The sequence below is a fragment of the Streptomyces sp. NPDC002125 genome (genome assembly GCF_053593715.1).
The window spans coordinates 117,532-140,179 of sequence record NZ_JBSFDD010000021.1; the positions used below are offsets into that span (position 1 = coordinate 117,532).

General features: G+C 70.4%; 18 protein-coding genes. 8 read left to right on the plus strand and 10 right to left on the minus strand.

Annotated elements, in window-relative coordinates; translation table 11 throughout:
• Positions 1–14: 14 nt before the first annotated feature.
• The 7 genes from ACWCQM_RS29445 to ACWCQM_RS29475 all read right to left on the minus strand — a co-directional run bounded on the left by ACWCQM_RS29445 (position 15) and on the right by ACWCQM_RS29475 (position 9,557).
• Positions 15–1,283: a cysteine desulfurase gene (locus ACWCQM_RS29445; RefSeq protein ID WP_450918135.1), complete on the minus strand. Its 1,269-nt coding sequence runs from the start codon at positions 1,281–1,283 to the stop codon at positions 15–17.
• Positions 1,280–2,071: a Fe-S cluster assembly ATPase SufC gene (gene sufC / locus ACWCQM_RS29450; RefSeq protein ID WP_450918136.1), complete on the minus strand. Its 792-nt coding sequence runs from the start codon at positions 2,069–2,071 to the stop codon at positions 1,280–1,282. Before sufC ends, ACWCQM_RS29445 begins: the two co-directional genes overlap by 4 nt.
• Before the next feature lie 7 nt (positions 2,072–2,078).
• Entirely contained in the window at positions 2,079–2,396 is a 318-nt protein-coding gene (locus ACWCQM_RS29455; protein ID WP_014156911.1) for a bifunctional 3-phenylpropionate/cinnamic acid dioxygenase ferredoxin subunit, read from the minus strand.
• Between the two features lies 1 nt (position 2,397).
• Entirely contained in the window at positions 2,398–3,579 is a 1,182-nt protein-coding gene (sufD, locus tag ACWCQM_RS29460; RefSeq protein ID WP_267076362.1) for a Fe-S cluster assembly protein SufD, read from the minus strand.
• A 59-nt stretch (positions 3,580–3,638) separates the two neighbouring features.
• On the minus strand, positions 3,639–5,060 hold the full coding sequence (gene sufB, locus ACWCQM_RS29465; RefSeq protein WP_073747835.1) for a Fe-S cluster assembly protein SufB: 1,422 nt from the start codon (positions 5,058–5,060) through the stop codon (positions 3,639–3,641).
• Complete coding sequence (locus tag ACWCQM_RS29470) at positions 5,057–5,815, minus strand: helix-turn-helix transcriptional regulator (RefSeq protein ID WP_450918137.1); 759 nt, start codon at positions 5,813–5,815, stop codon at positions 5,057–5,059. The genes sufB and ACWCQM_RS29470 overlap by 4 nt, the downstream gene beginning before the upstream one ends.
• Before the next feature lie 220 nt (positions 5,816–6,035).
• Entirely contained in the window at positions 6,036–9,557 is a 3,522-nt protein-coding gene (locus ACWCQM_RS29475; protein ID WP_450918138.1) for a S8 family serine peptidase, read from the minus strand.
• Between the two features lie 387 nt (positions 9,558–9,944).
• Between ACWCQM_RS29475 and ACWCQM_RS29480 the strand changes: the two genes are divergently transcribed.
• The 3 genes from ACWCQM_RS29480 (at position 9,945) to ACWCQM_RS29490 (ending at position 12,738) form a co-directional block, all read left to right on the plus strand.
• Positions 9,945–10,871, plus strand: a complete 927-nt coding sequence (locus ACWCQM_RS29480; protein ID WP_450918139.1) for an ABC transporter ATP-binding protein — start codon at positions 9,945–9,947, stop codon at positions 10,869–10,871.
• A complete protein-coding gene (locus ACWCQM_RS29485) occupies positions 10,868–11,635 on the plus strand; it encodes an ABC transporter permease (RefSeq protein ID WP_450918140.1) in 768 nt (255 codons plus the stop codon). Before ACWCQM_RS29480 ends, ACWCQM_RS29485 begins: the two co-directional genes overlap by 4 nt.
• A 122-nt stretch (positions 11,636–11,757) precedes the next feature.
• Positions 11,758–12,738 carry a COX15/CtaA family protein gene (locus ACWCQM_RS29490; protein ID WP_450918141.1) on the plus strand — a complete coding sequence of 327 codons (981 nt, stop codon included), beginning with the start codon at positions 11,758–11,760 and terminating at the stop codon, positions 12,736–12,738.
• 77 nt (positions 12,739–12,815) lie between these two features.
• Here the strand turns inward: ACWCQM_RS29490 and ACWCQM_RS29495 are convergent, their stop codons facing one another.
• Both ACWCQM_RS29495 and ACWCQM_RS29500 read right to left on the minus strand, forming a co-directional pair.
• Positions 12,816–13,178 carry a hypothetical protein gene (locus ACWCQM_RS29495; protein WP_450918142.1) on the minus strand — a complete coding sequence of 121 codons (363 nt, stop codon included), beginning with the start codon at positions 13,176–13,178 and terminating at the stop codon, positions 12,816–12,818.
• A 98-nt stretch (positions 13,179–13,276) separates the two neighbouring features.
• A complete protein-coding gene (locus ACWCQM_RS29500; RefSeq protein WP_450918143.1) occupies positions 13,277–14,230 on the minus strand; it encodes a heme o synthase in 954 nt (317 codons plus the stop codon).
• Positions 14,231–14,516: 286 nt separating this feature from the next.
• Between ACWCQM_RS29500 and tkt the strand changes: the two genes are divergently transcribed.
• The 5 genes from tkt to pgl are packed head-to-tail and all read left to right on the plus strand — an operon-like array spanning position 14,517 to position 21,102.
• Entirely contained in the window at positions 14,517–16,604 is a 2,088-nt protein-coding gene (gene tkt, locus ACWCQM_RS29505; protein WP_450918144.1) for a transketolase, read from the plus strand.
• 34 nt (positions 16,605–16,638) lie between these two features.
• A complete protein-coding gene (tal, locus tag ACWCQM_RS29510) occupies positions 16,639–17,757 on the plus strand; it encodes a transaldolase (protein ID WP_450918145.1) in 1,119 nt (372 codons plus the stop codon).
• 5 nt (positions 17,758–17,762) lie between these two features.
• Positions 17,763–19,295 carry a glucose-6-phosphate dehydrogenase gene (zwf, locus tag ACWCQM_RS29515; RefSeq protein ID WP_387900819.1) on the plus strand — a complete coding sequence of 511 codons (1,533 nt, stop codon included), beginning with the start codon at positions 17,763–17,765 and terminating at the stop codon, positions 19,293–19,295.
• Complete coding sequence (opcA, locus tag ACWCQM_RS29520) at positions 19,292–20,323, plus strand: glucose-6-phosphate dehydrogenase assembly protein OpcA (protein WP_450918146.1); 1,032 nt, start codon at positions 19,292–19,294, stop codon at positions 20,321–20,323. The genes zwf and opcA overlap by 4 nt, the downstream gene beginning before the upstream one ends.
• Complete coding sequence (gene pgl / locus ACWCQM_RS29525; RefSeq protein ID WP_450918147.1) at positions 20,320–21,102, plus strand: 6-phosphogluconolactonase; 783 nt, start codon at positions 20,320–20,322, stop codon at positions 21,100–21,102. Before opcA ends, pgl begins: the two co-directional genes overlap by 4 nt.
• A 131-nt stretch (positions 21,103–21,233) precedes the next feature.
• Here pgl and ACWCQM_RS29530 read toward each other — a convergent pair whose 3' ends face one another.
• On the minus strand, positions 21,234–22,274 hold the full coding sequence (locus tag ACWCQM_RS29530) for an esterase/lipase family protein (protein WP_450918148.1): 1,041 nt from the start codon (positions 22,272–22,274) through the stop codon (positions 21,234–21,236).
• Between the last annotated feature and the right edge of the window lie 374 nt (positions 22,275–22,648).

The following is a 22,648-nucleotide window of genomic DNA, read 5'->3' on the forward strand; positions in this document are numbered from 1 at the left end:
AGCCGCTCTGCCATCTAACCGAAAAAGTTCCGCACGTGCTCCAGGCCGTCCACCAGGGCGTCGACCTCCGCGGGCGTGGAGTACAGATAGAACGACGCTCGCGTCGTCGCAGGAATTCCGTACCGCAGGCAGACGGGCCGTGCGCAGTGGTGTCCGACCCGGACGGCGATGCCCTGCTCGTCGAGCACCTGGCCCACGTCGTGGGGGTGGATGTCGCCGAGCGTGAAGGAGATCGTCGCCCCGCGGTCCTCGGCCGTCGCCGGACCGATGATCCGCAGGTCGGGAACCTCCAGGAGCCGCTGCACCGCGTACCGGGTGATGGCCTCCTCGTGGCGGTGGATGTTCTCCATGCCGATCGAGGTGAGGTAGTCCACGGCCGCGCCCAGGCCGACGGCCTGCGCGATCGGGGGCGTGCCCGCCTCGAACTTGTGGGGAGCGGGGGCGTAGGTCGAGGAGTGCATCGACACGGTCTCGATCATCTCGCCACCGCCGAGGAACGGCGGCAGGTCCTCCAGGAGCTCCTGCCGTCCCCAGAGCACGCCGATGCCCGTCGGGCCGACCATCTTGTGGCCGGTGAAGGCCACGAAGTCGGCCTGCAGCGCCTGCACGTCGAGCACCATGTGCGGGGCCGCCTGCGAGGCGTCGATGCAGACCAGCGCGCCGACCTGCTGGGCACGGCGAATGATCTTCTCGACCGGGTTGATCGTGCCCATGATGTTGGAGACCAGGGTGAAGGAGACGATCTTCGTCTTCTCCGTGATGATCTCGTCGATGTTGGACAGGTCGAGCCGGCCGTCGTCCGTGATGCCGAACCACTTCAGCTTCGCACCGGTGCGCTGCGAGAGCAGCTGCCACGGCACGATGTTGGAGTGGTGCTCCATCTCGGTGGTGACGATCTCGGTGTCGCTGTCGACCCGGTAGGGCTCGTCCGCCCAGCCGAGCATGTTGGCGACGAGGTTGAGCGACTCCGAGGCGTTCTTGGTGAAGATCACCTCGTTGCGGCTGGGTGCGTTGATGAAGGCGGCGACCTTGTCGCGGGCGCCTTCGTACAGCGCGGTGGCCTCCTCCGCGATGGTGTACACACCGCGGTGGACGTTGGCGTTGTGCCGCTCGTAGTACTCACTGAGGGCGTCGAGCACCTGGCGCGGCTTCTGCGAGGTCGCAGCGCTGTCCAGGTACACGATCTTCTTGCCGTCGTGGACCGTGCGGTCCAGGATCGGGAAGTCCTTGCGGATCGCCTCGGTGTCGAGGAGGCCGGAGAGCCCCTGTCGGGCGTCAGTCACGCGACCGTACCTCCTGAGTTCGCTCCGCTCACGGGGCCACCCTTCACGTATGCCTCGTAGCCCTCGTTCTCCAGCTTGTCGGCGAGCTCGGCGCCACCGGACTCGGCGATGCGGCCGTTGGCGAAGACGTGGACGAAGTCGGGCTTGATGTAGCGGAGGATCCGCGTGTAGTGCGTGATCAGCAGGGTGCCGACCTCGCCGCCCTCACGGACCCGGTTGACGCCCTCGGAGACGACGCGCAGGGCGTCGACGTCGAGGCCGGAGTCGGTCTCGTCGAGGATGGCGACCTTCGGCTTGAGGAGCTCCAGCTGAAGGATCTCGTGGCGCTTCTTCTCACCGCCGGAGAAGCCCTCGTTGACGTTGCGCTCGGCGAAGGCGGGGTCCATCTGGAGGCCGGCCATCGACTCCTTGACCTCCTTCACCCACGTCCGCAGCTTGGGGGCCTCGCCGCGGATGGCGGTGGCGGAGGTGCGCAGGAAGTTGGAGACCGAGACACCGGGGATCTCGACCGGGTACTGCATGGCGAGGAACAGGCCGGCGCGGGCCCGCTCGTCGACGGACATCTCCAGGACGTCCTCGCCGTCCAGGGTCACCGTGCCACTCGTGATCGTGTACTTGGGGTGACCGGCGAGCGAGTAGGCGAGGGTGGACTTGCCGGACCCGTTCGGGCCCATGATGGCGTGGGTCTCGCCCTGTTTCACGGTCAGGTCGACGCCCTTGAGGATCTCCTTCGTGGCGTTGTCGGCCTCGACGGAGACGTGCAGGTCGCGGATTTCAAGCGTTGCCATGGGTGACTCAGGACTCCTGGGTGACGGAGACGAGCACATCGTCCCCTTCGATCTTTACGGGGTATACGGGGACGGGGCGCGTCGCGGGAAGACCGGACGGCTTGCCGGTGCGGAGGTCGAAGCTCGATCCGTGCAGCCAGCACTCGATCGCGCAGTCCTCCACCTCGCCCTCCGAGAGCGAGACGTTCGCGTGCGAGCAGATGTCGTTGATCGCGAACACCTCCCCCTCGGTACGGACGACGGATACCGGCGTGCCGTCGAGCTCCACCCTCTTGGGGGTGTCGTCCTCCAGCTCGCTCAGCGCACAGGCTTTGACGAAGGCCATGTCAGACCGACGCCTTCAGCTCGGCCTCGATCTTGTCGAGGAGCCGGGCCTCGACGTCGGGCAGACCGATCTGCTGGACCAGCTCGGCGAAGAAGCCGCGCACGACGAGCCGACGGGCCTCCTCGGCCGGGATGCCGCGGGACTGCAGGTAGAACAGCTGCTCGTCGTCGAAGCGGCCGGTCGCCGAGGCGTGGCCGGCACCGACGATCTCGCCGGTCTCGATCTCCAGGTTCGGCACGGAGTCGACACGGGCGCCGTCGGTGAGAACCAGGTTGCGGTTCATCTCGTAGGTGTCGGTGCCCTCGGCGGCGGCCTGGATGAGCACGTCACCGATCCACACGGCGTGGGCCTCGTCGCCCTGGAGCGCGCCCTTGTACACCGCGTTGGACTTGCAGTGCGGGGTGTTGTGGTCGACCAGGAGACGGTGCTCCTGGTGCTGGCCCTTGTCGGTGAAGTAGAGACCGAAGAGCTCGGCCTCGCCGCCGGTGCCGGCGTAGGCGACCCGCGGGTGGAGACGGACGAGGTCCCCGCCGAAGGTCACGATGATCGACTTGAACGAGGCGTCGCGGCCGACCAGCGCGTTGTGCTGGCCGACGTGGACGGCCGTGTCGTCCCAGTCCTGGACGGAGACGACGGTCAGCTTCGCGCCGTCACCCAGGACGTAGTCGACGTTGGCCGCGAGCACGGCGTCACCGGTGTGGTCGATGACGACGACGGCCTCGGCGAAGGCGCCCAGCTCGATGAGCTGGTGGCCGTAGGCCGTGCCGCCCTCGCCGTGCACGGTGATCCGGACCGGCTCGCTGAGCACGGCCTCCTTGTCCACCGTGACGACCGAGGCCTGCTGGAAGGACGAGTACGCCTGGGCGGCGACCCGGTCCACCGGCGTGCCGGCCTTGCCGAGCCGCGCGTCGTCGCGGCCGACGGTCTCGACCGTGACGCCCGCGGGCGCCTCGACGACGACCTTGACGCCGTCACCGGTGGCGACCGCGGTGCCGTCGTGCAGGCCGCGCAGCCGCTCCAGCGGCGTGAACCGCCACTCCTCCTCACGGCCGTGCGGGACGGGGAAGTCCGCGACGTCGAAGGACGGAGGGGCGCTCATGCGCGTGGCGACGGTGGACTCGGCCGCCACCGCGATGGATCCGGCGGTGGTGGAGCCCACCGGGGAGTTCTGAGCCTCAGCCATGGCTGTCGTGGTGCTCGCTTTCTCAGTCAAATGTCAGGGGGACTCGGTCGGCGGGACTGCTAGCCGACCGAACCCTCCATCTGCAGCTCGATCAGCCGGTTGAGCTCCAGGGCGTACTCCATGGGCAGCTCCTTGGCGATCGGCTCGACGAAGCCGCGCACGATCATCGCCATGGCCTCGAACTCGGTGAGTCCACGGCTCATGAGGTAGAAGAGCTGGTCCTCGGAGACCTTGGAGACGGTCGCCTCGTGGCCCATCGACACGTCGTCCTCGCGGACGTCGACGTACGGGTAGGTGTCGGAGCGCGAGATGGTGTCCACGAGCAGCGCGTCGCACAGCACGTTGGACTTGGCGCCCGGCGCGCCCTCACCGATCTCGATCAGACCGCGGTAGGAGGTGCGGCCACCGCCTCGTGCCACCGACTTGGAGACGATGTTGGAGGAGGTGTTCGGCGCCATGTGGACCATCTTGGCGCCGGCGTCCTGGTGCTGACCCTCGCCCGCGAAGGCGATGGACAGGGTCTCGCCCTTGGCGTGCTCGCCCATCAGGTAGACGGCCGGGTACTTCATGGTGACCTTGGAACCGATGTTGCCGTCGACCCACTCCATGGTCGCGCCCTCGTACGCCACGGCGCGCTTGGTGACCAGGTTGTAGACGTTGTTCGACCAGTTCTGGATGGTCGTGTAGCGGCAGCGGCCGCCCTTCTTCACGATGATCTCGACGACCGCGGAGTGCAGCGAGTCCGAGGAGTAGATCGGGGCCGTGCAGCCCTCGACGTAGTGGACGTAGGCGTCCTCGTCGACGATGATCAGCGTCCGCTCGAACTGGCCCATGTTCTCCGTGTTGATACGGAAGTAGGCCTGGAGCGGGATGTCGACGTGGACACCCTTCGGCACGTAGATGAACGAGCCGCCGGACCACACGGCCGAGTTCAGCGACGCGAACTTGTTGTCGCCGACCGGGATGACGGTGCCGAAGTACTCCTTGAAGAGCTCCGGGTGCTCCTTCAGCGCGGTGTCGGTGTCCAGGAAGATGACGCCCTGCTCCTCCAGGTCCTCGCGGATCTGGTGGTAGACGACCTCGGACTCGTACTGCGCGGCGACACCGGCGACCAGGCGCTGCTTCTCCGCCTCCGGGATGCCGAGCTTGTCGTACGTGTTCTTGATGTCCTCGGGCAGGTCCTCCCAGGACTCCGCCTGCTTCTCGGTGGACCGCACGAAGTACTTGATGTTGTCGAAGTCGATGCCCGACAGGTCGGAGCCCCAGTTCGGCATGGGCTTCTTGTCGAACAGCTTCAGGCCCTTGAGCCGGAGCTTCAGCATCCACTCCGGTTCGTTCTTCTTCTCCGAGATGTCGCGGACGACAGCTTCGGACAGGCCGCGCTTCGCCGCCGCGCCTGCCGCGTCGGAGTCGGCCCAGCCGAATTCGTACGTACCCAGACCCTCGAGCTCAGGGTGGGCAGTCTCCGTAGGGAGCGTCATGCGGGGTTCCTCCCGGCCGTACTTGCAGATACTGAATGGGTGTTCTGTGCTGTCTGTGAAGCCTGCGGTGCTGTGGGGCTGCTGCGCGGAACGTACGTCGTGCACACGCCGTCGCCGTGGGCGAGGGTGGCGAGACGCTGCACATGGGTCCCGAGCAGGCTGGAGAAGAATTCCGTCTCCGCCTCGCACAGCTGCGGGAACTGCTCGGCGACGTGTGCCACCGGGCAGTGGTGCTGGCACAGCTGCTCGCCCTGCTGGGGGCCCGGCGCGCTGCGCGCCGTAGCAGCGTACCCGTCGGCGGACAAGGCCCTGGCCAGCGCCTCGGTGCGGGCCTCGGGGGGCGCGGCCTCGACCACGGCCCTGTAGGCCTCGGACTGGGCGGCCATCCTGGCGCGGGCGAAGGCGACGAGCGCCTCGTCCCCCGCCGTCTCGGCGATCCAGCGCAGCGCGTCGGCGGCGAGCTTGTCGTAGGACTGGTCGAACGCGTCCCGGCCGCAGTCGGTGAGGGCGAACACCTTGGCCGGGCGGCCCCGGGTCCGCGCCCCGTAGACCCGCTGCTCGCGGGCCTCGACCACGTCGTCGGAGACGAGGGCGTCCAGATGCCTGCGGACGGCGGCCTGGGTGAGGCCGACCCGCTTCGCGAGATCGGCGGCGGTCGACGGGCCGTGGTCCAGGATGGAGCGCGCGACCCTGTTGCGCGTCGAGCGCTCACCGGTCGCGAGTTCCTCCTGAGGAGCCTCGCCAACGTATTTCACAACGCCATTGTTGCGTAATTCCTTCGGGCGTGACAACCCGCCTCCGGGGCCGGGCACGGTGCGGTGCATCACTTAGGTGAACCTAAGTTGACCTGCGGAAATGTCGATCACCGGCGGTCTCCCGCAGGTGGGGCCCGGATCGCCGGAGCCCTCCCGCGACGGGGCCGGCCCCCCGGCGGACCATCCACCGGGGGGCCGGCCGTGCGCCGCGCCGGGCGTGTCAGCCCGCCGCGAGGTCGGGCCGCTCGGTGACTCTGATCGAGTTCACGAGCGTCTTGCCCTCGTTGGCCACGAACCGGAGGTTCAGCTGGCCGTCGGTGACCGTGACGGTCACCGTCCTGTCGTGCGCGGTGTACGTGCCCGCTTCCAGGGCCAGGTCGAGGTTGGGCACCACCTGGACCCCCTCGGCCATCACGTCGAAGACCCGGTCGGTCGGATCGGCGGACTTCAGCTCGGCGAAGCCCAGCTCGATCCGGTAGGTGCCGGACGGCAGCCCGTCGAACCGGTACTCGTACATGCCCTGGCGGGCCGTCGCGTAGCGTCCCTGGTCGGCGGTGCCCGCGATCGACCTGGACGTGCCGACCCTGGTCGCGCTGCCGAGGTACCCGTAGGTGCCCGTCGTGTAGGCCGGGTCGGACGTCCAGGTGTCGCCGAGGGCGTCGACGGAGTTCTTGGTGCCGCCGGTGTCCAGCGCCGTCCGGTACGCCGGCACGACCACGCTCACCGGGATCTCCACCACCGGCGCGCGTCCGCTCTCGCTGGTGAGCAGCAGGGTCGCCGTGAGCACCGTGCCGGGTGCGGCGCCCGTGGTGTCGAAGGCCAGCGGCACCGAGGCCTCGTCGCCCCCGTCGAGCGTGCCCTCGGCCGAGGACAGCTCCAGCCAGCCGGCGTCCGCCTTCTCGGTGACCGTGTACGGGGAGGCCGTGCCGGTGTTGGTGAGGTCCAGGGTCCGTTCGCGGGACTGTCCGGCCGGGGCGATCACCTCGACGCGGTCCTGGACGGGCGCGACCAGCGGGGTGCTGAGTGCCGTCTCGGTGTAGGCCACGGCGCCCGTCCTCGCGTCGACCGTCTCCGTGACCGTGGCGTAGCGGCCCGCGGAGACCTCCAGGGGGTACTCCCCGGCCTTCGGCTGGAAGGCGTACGTGCCGTTGTCCGCCGTGGTCGCGGTCTCGGAACCGACCGTGACGGTGGCGCCGGCCAGCGGCTTCCCGTCGTTGCCGTCGACGACCCTGCCGGACACGACGCCCCGGGACCGGGTGCCGAAGGACAGGACGCTGCCGTCGGTGATCTGCGCGCGGTTGTACGAGTAGAGCAGCGCGTCGGTGCCCGTGGCGTTCTCCAGGCCCACGGTCGCGGAGGCTCCGCTGCCGGGCACCGTTCTGTAGTGGTACGAGACGGAGCCGTCCTCGCCGATCACCGCGGAGAAGGTGGCGCGCTCCCCCTCCGCGACGACCAGCGCGTTCCGCCATTCGACGACGGCCCTGCGGTTCGGCGCGGTGCCGATGACCGCGTGGTAGACGCCCGCGGAGGCGTCGACGGTCATGTTGTCCCACAGCGGGTAGAGCGCGCCGTTGGGTGTGCCCGTGGTGGGCAGCGTGCCGTTGGCGCTGCTGGTGGAGGCGGTGCCGAAGGCCAGGACGCCCTCCAGCGTGGCGGACGCCTTCGTGTAGCTCCTCCCGTACAGCGGGAAGGCGAAGGGCAGGTCGAAGGAGGCCGTGCCGGATGTGGTGGACGTGTAGGTCAGTTTCTCCGTGCCGGCCGGGAAGTCGGCCGGGGCCTCGACGGCGCAGGAGTAGCCGAAGGTGTCGGTGCGGTCATCCAGGGTGATGTCCTGGGTGAGGTCGGCGGTGATCTCGACCGTCAGCGAGCGTGCGGACGCGCAGGCGCCCGCCGGGGTCACGGACAGGTCGTACGTCCCCTGCGGGAGGGTCAGGCTGTAGGACCCGCCGTCCCCCGTCGTCGTGGTGACGGGGGTGCCCCGGGCCACGACGGTGGCACCCGCCTCGGCGCCCGCCGAGCTGGTGACCTTGCCGGACAGGGTCGCGCTCGGGGCCGCGTCCAGCGGGAAGTCCCGGACGGCCGAGCCGCCCTCGACGACGGTGACTGCGCCCTTGGCGGTGACGTAGCCGAATTTGGCGACGGAAACGGTGTAGTCCCCGGTCATCAGCTTGGGCAGGGCGTAGGCGCCGTCCGCGCCGGTGGACGCGGTGGCGCGCATCGGCCCGTCGAAGGTGACGACGGCGTCGGGCACCGCGGCGCCCTGCGAGGTGACCGTGCCGCTGACGGAGCCGAGCGGTCCGCGCGGAGTGGCGGAGACGGCCGCGAAGGCGTCGAGCCTGCCCTCGCCGAAGACGTTGTTGCGGGCGGGCGTGCCCCCGCACTGGTCGGCGGCGGTGTCGATGGCGGTGGAGTCGAGCAGCGCCTCGGTGGCGGCGACGTCACCGGCGATGGCGGGCGCGGCGGACCACATCAGGGCGACGGTGGCCGCGGTGTGCGGCGAGGCCATCGACGTACCGGAGATCGTGTTGTAGCCGCCGCCCGCCCAGGCGGAACGCACATCGACGCCGGGTGCCGCGAGGTCGGGCTTGATCTCGGCGTTCTCGCCGGTCCCCCTGGCGGAGAAGGAGGCGATGGCGTTGTCGCTGTCGAACGCGCCCGAGGAGTAGGAGTTCGTGTACGAGCCGGGGCTGCCCGAGGTGCTGCAAGCGGGGCCGTTGTTGCCGTTGGAGAAGGCCGGGAAGATGCCCGCGTCCCGCCACGACTGGACGGTCTCGCGGTACCAGGCGTCGTAGACGTTGGCGCCCCAGGAGTTGTTCACCACGTCGGGTGCCAGGTCGGGGCGCGGGTTCGCCCCAGCGGAGTCGGTGGGGGCGACGACCCACTGGCCGGAGGCGAGCAGGGTGTCCCGCGCGCAGGAGCTGGTCGCGCAGCCCTTGGCGGCGATCCACTTCACTCCCGGGGCCACGCCGATGCCGTCGGCTCCGGCCATGGTGCCCATGGTGTGGGTCCCGTGGCCGTTGTTGTCGCAGGGGGTGCCTCCGGCGCAGACGGAGGCGGGGTCGAACCAGTTGTAGTCGTGGGTGTACGTCCCGTCCGCGTTGGTTCCGCGGTAGGCGGCCCTGAGCGCCGGGTGGTCGTACTGCACGCCGGAGTCGATGTTGGCGACGACGACGCCCTCGCCCCTGACGCCGAGGTCGCTCCAGACCTTGGGCGCGTTGATCCGGTCGATGTTCCACTCGACGGCGTCGGTGCCCGGCTCGTCCTCGCCGGGCAGGGGGTCGGGGAGCTCGATGGGCTCGTCGGCCTCGATCGACTCGACCTCGGAGCGGGCGGCGATCGCCTCGGCGAGGTCCTGGGTGACCCCGGTGGCCTTGATCGTGTTGCTGATCCAGAAGGGCTCGTAGGAGACGTCGGCCGCGGTGAGCAGTTCTCGCAGGCCCTGCTGCGACTTCTCGGCGTACGCGGTCTTGGCCGCGTACAGCTTCCGTGCCTTGTCGTCCTTCCCCGGCGCCTCGCGGGCCGCGGTGGTGTCGGCCTGGGAGCCGAGGTTGATCCAGACCGTCGCCTCGCCCTTCGCCTCCAGCGTGTCGACGACGGCGGACCGCGTCTTCTGCTGGAAGAGGGTGGGGCCGCCGGGGTCGGGCTGTGCGGAGGCGGGGGCCGCCGACAGGGCAAGTGGGAGGGCGGTCAGTGCCGCCGTGAGCAGGGCCAGGGGTCTGACCCGGGTGAGACGTCCAGCCACGAGCTGTTCTCCTTCTCTCGGTTGGAGCGGAGGAAGCGCGGGTGCGTGGCACGGTGCGCGCCGCGTGGTGTGCGGCGGACCGGGCCGCGAGAGATGGTGGAGCGCCGATCGATGCGGCGGAAGAGGGCCCCGGGGCTGGAGGGGCGCGGGTGGCCGGATATGTGCATGGGGCACCCGCCCTGCCGGACGGCGGTTCGTGCACGTGGCGTGAACTCGACAAAGTGCCGTCATGCCCGGGAAACCCTGCCGTCACCCTGGTCATGGAAGGGGAATGGCCGGAACCGGCCTCCCCGCACCCGGAACCGGCCTCCCCGCACCCGGGGCCGGCCGCCGGGGAGGGTGCCCTCCTGCGGGACGCCCGCGCTCCCCCGCCTAGAATTGCCCGCCATGAGCAGCGAGCCCGTCGTACAGGCCAGGGGCCTTGTCAAGCGGTACGGCAACAAGACGGCGGTGAACGGCCTCGATCTGGAGGTCGCGGCAGGCGCGGTGACCGCGGTCCTCGGCCCCAACGGTGCGGGCAAGACCACCACGATCGAGACCTGCGAGGGCTACCGCCGCCCGGACGCGGGGACCGTACGCGTCCTCGGCCTCGACCCCGTCGCCGACGCCGCCGGGCTCCGCCCCCGTATCGGCGTGATGCTCCAGTCCGGCGGTGTCTACTCCGGTGCCCGCGCCGACGAGATGCTCCGCCACATGGCCCGGCTGCACGCCCATCCGCTGGACGTCGGGGAGCTCGTCGAACGCCTCGGCCTCGGCAGCTGCGGCCGCACCACCTACCGCCGGCTCTCCGGCGGCCAGCAGCAGCGCCTCGCCCTGGCCATGGCCGTCGTCGGCCGGCCCGAGCTGGTCTTCCTGGACGAGCCGACGGCGGGACTCGACCCGCAGGCCCGCCGCTCCACCTGGGACCTGATCAGGGAGCTGCGCGCCGACGGCGTGTCCGTCGTGCTCACCACCCACTTCATGGACGAGGCCGAGGAGCTCGCCGACGACGTCGCCGTCATCGACGCGGGCCGGGTCATCGCCCAGGGCAGCCCCGAGCAGCTCTGCCGCGGCGGCGCCGAGAACACCCTGCGCTTCACCGGACGCCCCGGGCTGGACCTGGGCTCGCTGCTGAAGGCGCTGCCCGACGGCAGCGAGGCGGCCGAGCTCACCAGCGGGGCCTACCGGATCACCGGGCAGATCGACCCGGAACTGCTGGCGACCGTCACCTCCTGGTGCGCCCAGCACGGCGTGATGCCCGACGGCATCGCGGTGGAGCGGCACACCCTTGAGGACGTCTTCCTCGAACTGACCGGCAAGGAGCTGCGCGCATGAGCGCCGGTACGTACACCCCCCGGCCGGGCGCCGCCCCGCTGCCCCGCATGATCGCCGCACAGGCCGCGCTGGAGACGCGCATGCTCCTGCGCAACGGCGAGCAGCTGCTGCTGACGGTGGTCATCCCCACGCTGCTGCTCGTGCTCTTCAGCGCGGTCGACATCGTCGACACGGGCGCGGGCGAGCCGGTCGACTTCCTGGCTCCCGGAATCCTCGCGCTCGCGGTGATGTCCACCGCCTTCACCGGCCAGGCCATCGCGACGGGCTTCGAACGGCGTTACGGGGTCCTCAAGCGGCTGGGCGCGTCGCCGCTCCCGCGCTGGGGCCTGATGGCGGCGAAGACCCTCTCCGTGCTGGTCACCGAGGTGCTCCAGATCGTCCTGCTGACGGTCATCGCCTTCGCGCTGGGCTGGTCGCCCGAGGGCAGTCCGTTCGCCGTGCTGCTGCTCCTGGTGCTGGGCACCGTGGTCTTCTCCGGGCTCGGGCTGCTGATGGCGGGGACGCTGAAGGCCGAGGCGACCCTCGCGGCGGCCAATCTGGTCTTCCTGCTGCTGCTGGTCGGCGGCGGGGTCATCGTGCCGCTGGACAGGTTCCCGGACGCGGCGCAGTCGGTCCTCGGCCTGCTCCCGATCTCGGCGCTCTCCGACGGCCTCAGGGACGTCCTCCAGCACGGCTCCGCGATGCCCTGGGGCGACGCGGCGATCCTGGCGGTCTGGTCGGTGGTGGGGCTCGGAGCGGCCGCGCGGTTCTTCCGCTGGGAGTGAGCGTCCCCGTGAGCGGCGCGGCGGGCGCGGGAGCGGACGGGAGGCGGCGGAACACCGCCGATGTCCCGGCTCATCCGTAATCGCACACCCCTCGTGAAAACATGCACAAGCCGTTGCCTACGATGGTGCGCGTGGAAACCCCCCTCTCCTACATCGCCAAGCGCTGGACACCGTCGATGAGGACGGCCAAGCGTGCCGCGCTCTCCGCGGTCGTGATGAGCGTTTTCATCATCATCACCGGCGGTGCGGTCCGGCTGACCGGTTCGGGCCTGGGCTGCGACACCTGGCCCAAGTGCACCGACGACAGCCTCTTCGCCACCCCGGAACAGGGCCTGCACGGGGCCATCGAGTTCGGCAACCGGATGCTGACGTACGTCCTGTCGGCCGCGGTCGGCTGGGCCATCATCGCGACGCGCTCGCTGAAGCCCCGCAGGCGCGGCCTGACCCGGATCGCCTGGGTGCAGTTCTGGATCGTGATGGGGAACGCCGTCGTCGGCGGGATCACCGTCTGGGCCGGTCTCAACCCCTGGTCGGTGGCCGGGCACTTCCTGCTCGCCAACGGCCTGCTGACCGTGGCCGTCCTCACCTGGGTGCGGATCGGCGAGGGCGACGGCACACCGCGCCCGCGCGCCCCCCTCCCGGTGCGGAGGCTTGCCTGGACGATCGTGGGCACCACGGTCGTCCTGATCGCCCTCGGCACCACCGTGACCGGCTCCGGCAAGCACGCGGGCGACAGCAGCGACGTACCGCGCATGCCCTGGGACTGGAGCGCCGCCGCCCATGTCCACGCGATCGCCGCCTGGGTCGTCTGCGCCCTTGCCGTCGCGATGTGGTTCGCCCTGCGCGTGGTGGACGCCCCGCTCGACACCCGGGCCCGCGCCAGGGACCTGCTGCTCGTGCTCCTGGCACAGGGCGGCATCGGATACGTCCAGTACTTCAGCGACGTACCGGAGATCCTGGTCGGCCTCCACATGCTCGGCTCGTCCCTGATGTGGATCGCGGTGCTCCGCCTGCTGCTCTCGATGCGCGAGCGCCCTGCGGCCGAGGCCTCCGTGCCCGCCCCGGCGTCCGGACAGCAGCCGGAGCACGCCCCCGCGGTCTGAGCCACGCACACATGACGGCCTCGGCCCCACACCTGGACGGGTGTGGGGCCGAGGCCGTATACGTGCGTGCGTACGGGTCAGCCGTTGGACGGGCCGCCGACCTGGATGCCCGCCATCCGGGACCACTCGTACGGGCCGGTGCGGACCTTGGCGGCGAACTCACCGTCGAAGTCCTCGTGCATCGTGATGCCCGCCTTGCGCGTGGCGCTCTCGGCGACGGCGTAGGAGGGGGCCACCAGGTCGCCCCAGCCGCCGTCCTCGCCGACCAGCACGATGCGGGTGCCCATCTGGCCGATGTAGGCGAGCTGCCCCTCGGCGCCGCCGTGCGCCTGGGCGAAGGCGCCGATCTGCTTGGCGAGCTTCGCCGCCCTGCGCTCCGCGCGGGCCGCGCGCCTGCTGTCGTCCGTCTGCTGGGTCTGAGCCTCTGCCGTCTCTGCCATGGACAGGATGCTACCGACGGGTAGAGCAACCGGCGACGGGCGGGGGCGTGGCATGGGCCACGTCCCCGCCCGTCGGCGGATCTCCTGCGCGTGCGGGACTACCTCAGGAAGGGGTCCACCGCCACGGCGACGAAGAGGAGGGAGACATAGGTGATGGACCAGTGGAACAGCCGCATCTCCTTGAGCTTGGCGCCGGTGACGCCGGCCTTCGCCCTGTTCTGCAGGCCGTGCGCCTCCCAGAGCCAGAAGCCGCCGGTCAGCAGGGCCACGGCCGTGTAGAACCAGCCGGTGTAGCCCAGCGGGGTCAGGAGCAGCGAGACGCCGACCATCACCCAGCTGTAGACGACGATCTGGCGGGCCACCACCCGGTTGGAGGCGACGACCGGGAGCATCGGGACGCCGACCCGGGCGTAGTCGTCCTTGACCTTCATCGACAGCGGCCAGTAGTGCGGCGGCGTCCAGAAGAAGATCACGGCGAAAAGAATGACCGCGGCCCAGCTCATCGAATTGGTCACGGCGGACCAGCCGATGAGGACGGGCATGCAGCCGGCGATTCCGCCCCAGACGATGTTCTGGGAGGTACGGCGCTTCAGAAGCATCGTGTAGACCACGACATAGAACAGAAGTGCGCCGAGTGAGAGCGCCGCGGAGAGCCAGTTGACGAGCAGTCCGAAGAAGACCGTGGAAATCACCGCGAGGGCGATTCCGAAGGCGAGGCACTCTCTGGGGCTCACCATGCCGGTGACCAGCGGACGCTGCGACGTACGGTCCATCAGCGCGTCGATGTCGCGGTCGATATACATGTTGAGCGCATTGGCACCGCCCGCGGAGAGATATCCGCCGATGGTGGTAGTGACCACGAGCCAAAGATCGGGCACTCCCTGAGCCGCCAGGAACATCACCGGAACGGTGGTGATGAGCAGCAGCTCGATGATGCGCGGCTTGGTAAGAGCCACGAATGCCTTGACGCGGGCCCCGAACGGGCGATGGCCCACTGGGCTCGGAGTCAAGGCGACCCCTGCGGGTCGGGACTCGACGGCCGTCACGCACACCCCTGACAGAGAAATCCCAGCAAGCTCCGGGCATGAAGGCCCGGTAAAGACTTGCGCGAACCAGACCACTGTAGACGTTGGGCATACGCCGCCCTTCGCGGGGGTGGGGTCGTGTTGAGGTGGCGCAGAAGTGAACGGGAGCGCTCATACGGGAGGCGAAGTCCGCAGGTCGCCCGCACTGTGGAAAGGGCAGAAGTAGGGCCTTCCGTCGGGGGTAGGCTCGACAATGCCCGGTGCGGTAACCAGTCACCGGTTTACGAACAGTGGAGAGGAGCCCTGACTCAGGGTGAGCACCAAGCCGACCACCACAGACCTCCAGTGGACCGAATTGGACCAGCGGGCCGTGGACACCGTCCGCGTCCTGGCCGCGGACGCCGTACAGAAGGTCGGAAACGGCCACCCGGGTACGGCGATGAGCCTGGCTCCTGCCGCGTACACCCTCTTCCAGAAGGTGATGCGCCACGACCCGGCGGACGCCGACTGGACCGGTCGCGACCGGTTCGTCCTCTCGGCGGGCCACTCCAGCCTGACGCTGTACATCCAGCTCTACCTCGCCGGATACGGCCTGGAGCTGGACGACCTCAAGGCCTTCCGCACCTGGGGCTCCAAGACCCCGGGCCACCCGGAGTACGGCCACACCACGGGCGTCGAGACGACGACCGGCCCGCTGGGCCAGGGTGTCGCCAACGCCGTGGGCATGGCGATGGCGTCCCGCTACGAGCGCGGTCTCTTCGACCCGCAGGCGGCTCCCGGCACCTCGCCGTTCGACCACACCATCTGGGTCATCGCCGGTGACGGCTGCCTCCAGGAGGGCATCTCCGCGGAGGCGTCCTCGCTGGCCGGCCACCAGAAGCTCGGCAACCTGGTGCTGCTGTGGGACGACAACCACATCTCGATCGAGGGCGACACGGAGACCGCGGTCTCCGAGGACACCCTGAAGCGTTACGAGTCCTACGGCTGGCACGTCCAGCGCGTGGACCAGCTGCCCAGCGGCGACCTGGACCCCGAGGGTCTCTACCGCGCGCTGCAGGCCGCCAAGGCCGAGACGGAGCGCCCGTCGTTCATCGCGGCCCGCTCGATCATCGCCTGGCCCGCCCCGAACGCCCAGAACACCGAGGCCGCGCACGGCTCGGCGCTCGGCGACGACGAGATCGCGGCCACCAAGCGGGTGCTCGGCTTCGACCCGGAGAAGACCTTCGAGGTCTCCGACGAGGTGATCGCGCACACCCGTGAGGCGCTGGACCGCGGCCGCGAGGCCAAGGCCGAGTGGGAGAAGTCCTTCGCCGCGTGGCGCACCGCCAACCCGGAGCGCGCCGCCGAGTTCGACCGCATCGCCGCGGGCGAGCTCCCCGCGGGCTGGGAGGACCACCTCCCGGTCTTCGAGGCCGGTCACGGTGTCGCGACCCGCGCCGCCTCCGGCAAGGTGCTCCAGGCGCTCGGCGGCATCATCCCCGAGCTGTGGGGCGGCTCGGCCGACCTGGCGGGCTCGAACAACACCACGATCGACAAGACGTCGTCGTTCCTCCCGGCCGGAAACCCGCTGCCGGAGGCCGACCCGTACGGCCGGACGATCCACTTCGGCATCCGCGAGCACTCCATGGCCGCGGCCATGAACGGCATCGCCCTGCACGGCAACACCCGCATCTACGGCGGCACCTTCCTGGTGTTCTCCGACTACATGCGCAACGCCGTCCGGCTGTCGGCCCTGATGCACCTGCCGGTGACGTACGTCTGGACGCACGACTCGATCGGCCTCGGCGAGGACGGCCCGACGCACCAGCCGGTCGAGCACCTGGCCTCGCTGCGCGCCATCCCGGGCCTCAACGTCGTGCGCCCGGCCGACGCCAACGAGACGGCCATCGCCTGGCGCGAGATCCTCAAGCGCGGCAAGAAGGACTACGGCAAGAGCGCCCCGCACGGCCTGGCGCTGTCCCGCCAGGGCCTGCCCACCTACGCGGCCAACGAGGACGCGGCCAAGGGCGGTTACGTGCTCTTCGACGCCGAGGGCGGCGAGGCCCAGGCCGTTCTGATCGCCACCGGTTCCGAGGTCCAGCTGGCCGTCGAGGCCCGCGAAGAGCTCCAGGCGGCCGGTGTGCCGACCCGTGTGGTCTCCATGCCGTGTGTCGAGTGGTTCGAGGAGCAGGACCAGGCGTACAAGGACAGCGTGATTCCGCCGTCCGTGAAGGCCAGGGTCGCCGTCGAGGCGGGCATCGGCCTGACCTGGTACCGCTACGTGGGCGACGCGGGCCGGATCGTCTCGCTGGAGCACTTCGGTGCCTCCGCCGACGCCAAGGTCCTCTTCCGCGAGTTCGGCTTCACCGCCGCGCACGTGGCGGAAGCCGCCCGGGAATCTCTCGCCTCCGCCGCGCGCTGACGCGGTCATACGACTAGTAGGAGATGCAATTCTCATGACAGACGCACTCAAGCGCCTCTCCGACGAGGGCGTGGCGATCTGGCTCGACGACCTGTCCCGCTCCCGGATCACCTCCGGCAACCTCGCCGAGCTGATCGACCAGAGCCACGTGGTGGGTGTCACGACCAACCCGTCGATCTTCCAGAAGGCGATCTCCCAGGGCCACGGTTACGACCAGCAGCTCACGGACCTCGCCACCCGCAAGGTCACGGTCGACGAGGCCATCCGCATGATCACGACGGCGGACGTCCGTGACGCCGCCGACATCCTGCGTCCGGTCTTCGACGCGACCGACGGCCAGGACGGCCGGGTCTCCATCGAGGTCGACCCGCGCCTGGCGCACCACACCGAGGCCACGATCGCCGAGGCCAAGCAGCTTGCCTGGCTGGTGGACCGGCCGAACACGCTCATCAAGATCCCGGCGACCAAGGCCGGCCTCCCGGCGATCACCGAGGTCATCGGCAAGGGCATCAGCGTCAACGTCACGCTGATCTTCTCGCTGGAGCGCTACCGCGAGGTCATGGACGCCTACCTGGCGGGCCTGGAGAAGGCGAAGGCCGCGGGCCTGGACCTCTCCAAGATCCACTCGGTGGCCTCCTTCTTCGTGTCCCGCGTGGACACCGAGATCGACAAGCGCCTTGACGCCCTCGGCAGCGACGAGGCCAAGGCCGCCAAGGGCAAGTCCGCCCTGGCCAACGCCCGCCTGGCGTACGAGGCGTACGAGGAGGTCTTCGCGGGTGACCGCTGGGCCGCCCTGGACAAGGCGCAGGCCAACAAGCAGCGTCCGCTGTGGGCCTCCACCGGCGTCAAGGACCCGTCCCTCAAGGACACCCTCTACGTCGACGACCTCGTCGCCCCCAACACGGTGAACACCATGCCGGAGGCGACGCTGGAAGCCGTGGCCGACCACGGCGAGATCTCCGGCAACACCGTTGCCGGCCGTTACGACCAGGCTCGTGCCGACCTCGCCGCGATCAAGGAGCTCGGGGTCAGCTACGACGCCGTCGTCCAGCTGCTGGAGGACGAGGGCGTCGAGAAGTTCGAGGCCGCCTGGATCGACCTGCTCAACTCCACCGAGGCGGAGCTCAAGCGCCTCGCTCCTTCGGAGGGCTGACCACCTTGTCTGGTGTTCCCGGAGCCAACCCGCTCCGTGACGCTCAGGACCGACGGCTCCCGCGTATCGCGGGGCCGTCGGGCCTGGTGATCTTTGGCGTCACGGGCGATTTGTCCCGTAAAAAGCTGATGCCCGCCGTCTACGACCTGGCCAATCGCGGCCTGCTGCCGCCGGGCTTCTCGCTCATCGGTTTCGCGCGCCGCGACTGGGAGGACGAGGACTTCGCCCAGGTCGTCCACGACGCCGTCAAGGAGCATGCCCGCACCCCCTTCCGCGAGGAGGTCTGGCAGCAGCTCAGCCAGGGCATGCGTTTCGTCCAGGGCAACTTCGACGACGACGAGGCCTTCGAGACGCTCAAGAGCACGATCGAGGAGCTCGACAAGGCGCAGGGAACGGGCGGCAACTTCGCCTTCTACCTGTCGGTGCCGCCGAAGTTCTTCCCCAAGGTCGTCCAGCAGCTCAAGAAGCACGGGCTGGCCGACCAGAAGGAAGGCACCTGGCGCCGGGCCGTCATCGAGAAGCCGTTCGGCCACGACCTGGAGAGCGCGCAGGAGCTGAACCAGCTCGTGCACGACGTCTTCCCGCCGAACGAGGTCTTCCGTATCGACCACTACCTCGGCAAGGAAACCGTCCAGAACATCCTGGCGCTGCGGTTCGCCAACACGATGTGGGAGCCGATCTGGAACAGGTCGTACGTCGACCACGTCCAGATCACGATGGCCGAGGACATCGGCATCGGCGGCCGGGCCGGTTACTACGACGGCATCGGCGCGGCCCGTGACGTCATCCAGAACCACCTGCTCCAGCTGCTGGCGCTGACGGCGATGGAGGAGCCCGGCTCCTTCCACCCCAAGGCCCTGGTCGCCGAGAAGCTCAAGGTGCTGACGGCGGTCGAGCTGCCCGAGGACCTGGGCAAGCACACGGTGCGCGGGCAGTACGCCCACGCCTGGCAGGGCGGCGAGGAAGCGCTCGGCTATCTGGAGGAGGACGGCATCGACCCCAAGTCGAAGACCGACACCTTCGCCGCGATCAAGCTGACGATCAACAACCGCCGCTGGGCGGGCGTGCCGTTCTATCTCCGTACCGGCAAGCGCCTCGGCCGCCGTGTCACCGAGATCGCGGTCGTCTTCAAGCGCGCCCCGTACCTGCCCTTCGAGTCCGGCGCGACGGAGGAGCTCGGCGGCAACGCCCTGGTCATCCGGGTGCAGCCCGACGAGGGCGTCACGGTCCGGTTCGGCTCGAAGGTGCCCGGTACCTCCATGGAGGTACGGGACGTCACGATGGACTTCGCCTACGGCGAGTCCTTCACCGAGTCCAGCCCCGAGGCGTACGAGCGGCTCATCCTCGACGTCCTGCTCGGCGACGCCAACCTCTTCCCGCGCCACCAGGAGGTCGAGCTCTCCTGGAACATCCTCGACCCGATCGAGGAGTACTGGGACAAGCACGGCAAGCCCGCCCAGTACGCGGCAGGCACCTGGGGTCCCGCCGAGGCCGACGAGATGCTCGCACGCGACGGACGGAGCTGGCGCCGGCCATGAAGATCGATCTCACGGAAACCACGTCCAGCAAGATCAACCAGGCCCTGATCTCGGCGCGCCGCTCCATCGGCACGCCGGCCATCGGCATGGTGCTCACCCTCGTCATCGTCACCGACGAGGAGAACGCCTACGACGCGCTCCGGGCGGCGAGCGACTCGTCCCGGGAGCACCCGTCGCGGATCATCGCGGTGATCAAGCGGGTCAGCAAGTCGCCGCGTGCCAAGCGCGACGCACGGCTCGACGCCGAGATCCGGGTCGGCTCCGACGCGGGCTCGGGCGAGACGGTCGTGCTGCGGCTCCACGGCGAGCTGGCCAACCACGCCCAGTCGGTCGTCCTGCCGCTGCTCCTGCCGGACGCCCCGGTCGTGGTGTGGTGGCCCGAGGACGCCCCCGCGGACCCGGCCAAGGACCCGCTGGGCGCACTGGCACAGCGCCGCATCACCGACACCTACTCCGCCGAGCACCCGCTCGACGAGCTGGCGGTGCGCGCGGCGACGTACCAGCCCGGTGACACCGACCTGGCGTGGACGCGCATCACGCCATGGCGCTCGATGCTGGCGGCGGCGCTCGACCAGCAGCCCGCGCAGGTCGTCTCGGCGACGGTCGAGGGCGAGTCCGACAACCCGAGCTGTGAACTGCTGGCCATGTGGCTGGCGGACCGGCTCGGGGTGCCGGTGGAGCGCATCCTGTCCAACGGCCCCGGCCTGACGGCCGTCCGGATGGAGAGCAAGAGCGGCACGATCGTCCTCGACCGTCCCGACGGCTCGCTCGCCACGCTCTGCATGGCCGGTCAGCCCGACCGCGCGGTCGCGCTGAAGCGGCGGGAGACCGCCGAGCTCCTCGCGGAGGAGCTGCGCCGTCTGGATCCGGACAACATCTACGAGTCCACGGTGAAGTTCGGCGTGGAGCGCCTCGGCGGTCCCACCGAGCCCTCGTCCGTGGGTACCGGGCAGAAGCGTCCGGAGCCGGCGGGTGCCGCGGCACCCGCCGCGAAGAAGGCGGCGGCCAAGAAGGCGGCGTCGAAGTGAGTGCTCCGCAGCTCGTCGTGCACCGCGACAAGGAGCTGATGGCACAGGCCGCGGCGGCCCGGCTGATCACGAAGATCGTGGACGCCCAGGCCGCCCGCGGTTCCGCCTCGGTGGTCCTCACCGGCGGGCGTAACGGCAACGGCCTGCTGGCCGCGCTCGCCGGGTCGCCCGCGCGGGACGCGATCGACTGGTCGCGGCTCGACCTGTGGTGGGGCGATGAGCGGTTCCTGCCCGAGGGCGATCCGGAGCGCAATGTCACGCAGGCCCGCGAGGCCCTGCTGGACAAGGTGGAGCTGGACCCGTCCCGGGTCCACGCGATGCCGGCGTCGGACGGGCCGTACGGAGGCGACGCGGACGCCGCAGCCGCGGGGTACGCCGCCGAACTGGCGGCCGCCGCGGGCCCGGAGGACCACGGGCCCGTGCCGACGTTCGACGTGCTGATGCTGGGCGTGGGCCCGGACACGCATGTCGCGTCGCTCTTCCCGGAGCTGCCCGCGGTGCGGGAGACGGAGCGCACCGTCGTCGGTGTGCACGGCGCCCCCAAGCCGCCTCCCACCCGGGTCACGCTCACGCTGCCCGCCATCCGGGCGGCGCGCGAGGTGTGGCTGCTGGCCGCGGGTGAGGACAAGGCGGAGGCGGCGGAGATCGCCCTCTCCGGTGCCGGGGAGATCCAGGCACCGGCGGCCGGGGCCTACGGCCGCAGCCGCACACTGTGGCTGCTGGACGCCGCCGCGGCGTCCGGGCTGCCGCGCGCGCTGTATCCGCCGGCCTCGGCGTAGGCGAGTGACACGGAGGCCCTGCCCCCGCTCCCCGGAGCGGGGGCAGGGCCTCCTGCCGTGCCGGGCCCGCTTTCCCGTTCCGCCATCCAGCGTTCAGGTCCTGAGATCACCGTCCGCCTGCGGGGCGAGCCTCAGCCCCGGTCCGTCGGCACGTCGGCACAGTCGGGCCGCCGCGCGGCGGCGGGGTCCAGGGCGTTGCTCACCAGTTGCAGGACGACCGGGTCGTACGGGCTGCCCATGTGGCCCGTGCGGTCGCCGGGGCACACGTCCTGGAGAGTGAGATTGGTGACCGGGCCGCCGGAGCGGGCGGGGCTGAGGTACTGGCGCTCGTAGGGGGTGACGATCCTGTCCCACCGGGTGACCACCGTCGTGTAGCGCACACCGGGCATGGTGTCGCCGCCGTCATCGAGCCGGCGGTTGACCGCCGAGCCGATCGTCTGGTCGGCCAGGGCCTGCCCGCCGAATTCCGCGACCGGGGCGAGGATGTGCAGCCGCCGGGCGAGCGTGGCGAGCCCCGAGACGGTGCTGCCGTGGTTGGCGGGTGCGATGCCGATCAGGTGGTGCACCTTGTTGCGGGCGGGATCGCCCGGTTCGCTGCCGCCCGCGAACTTCAGGTAGTAGCGCGGCAGAATGCCGCCGCCCTGGGAGTGGCCCACCAGATCGACCTGGCGGGCTCCGGTCCGGTCGAGGACCCGGTCGACGAAGCGGGCGACCTCGGCGGCGGACCGGGGCACGGCCGCCCGGCCCTTGACCACGTCACCCCGCGGGGCGCCGAAGTTTCCGGCGAAGACGCAGTAGCCCTCGGCCCTGAGCCGGGGCGAGAGAGCGCTCCAGTTGCTGTAGGCGTTCTCGTACGTACCGTGCACGAGGACGACGGGCCTGGGATGGCGGGCGCTCGGTACGCAGTCCCAGTCGTCGGCGCCGGGTGGCGGCGCGTCGGGGTGGTCGGCGGAGGCCACGAAGGCACGCTCCCAACGCGCGTACCCGGCACCCTGATCCCCTCCGGAGTAAGCGGTACGCAGGGGCCGGCCGTCCGGGGCGGAGACCACGGCGAGGAGGAACAGGAAGCCGAGGAGGATCGGCACCGCCTGCCGGCGCGGCCACTGCCGCGCCCGCGGATTTCGGCCCGCCGGGTGGTCGCGGACGGTGGGGCGGAGATGGGGGAGCTGCATGGAGGTACCTCCCAGGTGGCGTGTCTCGGTGATGTCAGGACGCGAGTCGGTGCGGTGCCGTCCGCCGGGCGGCCGGGCACGACGGGCGCGTACGACGGGCGGCCGGGCGCGACGCGGCCGTACGCCCGGGGCCCGGCGGGCCGGAACGCCCGGGACGGCGCGGCCGGCGGGCGGGGGCCCGGCGGGGCGGCGGCGCCCGGCTCTGCCCGTGCGCGCGACGCCCCGCGCGGGGTGTCCTGCGGCTCCGCCACCGCAGGGCGCGACGCGCTTTCGAGTGACTCTGTGCCCAGAGGTGTTCACGCAGAGTGAGATTGCCGGTACGGTGGCAGAGGTGCGCGGGTCTGCCGCGCCCCTCCCTCCCCCGACGCCAGACG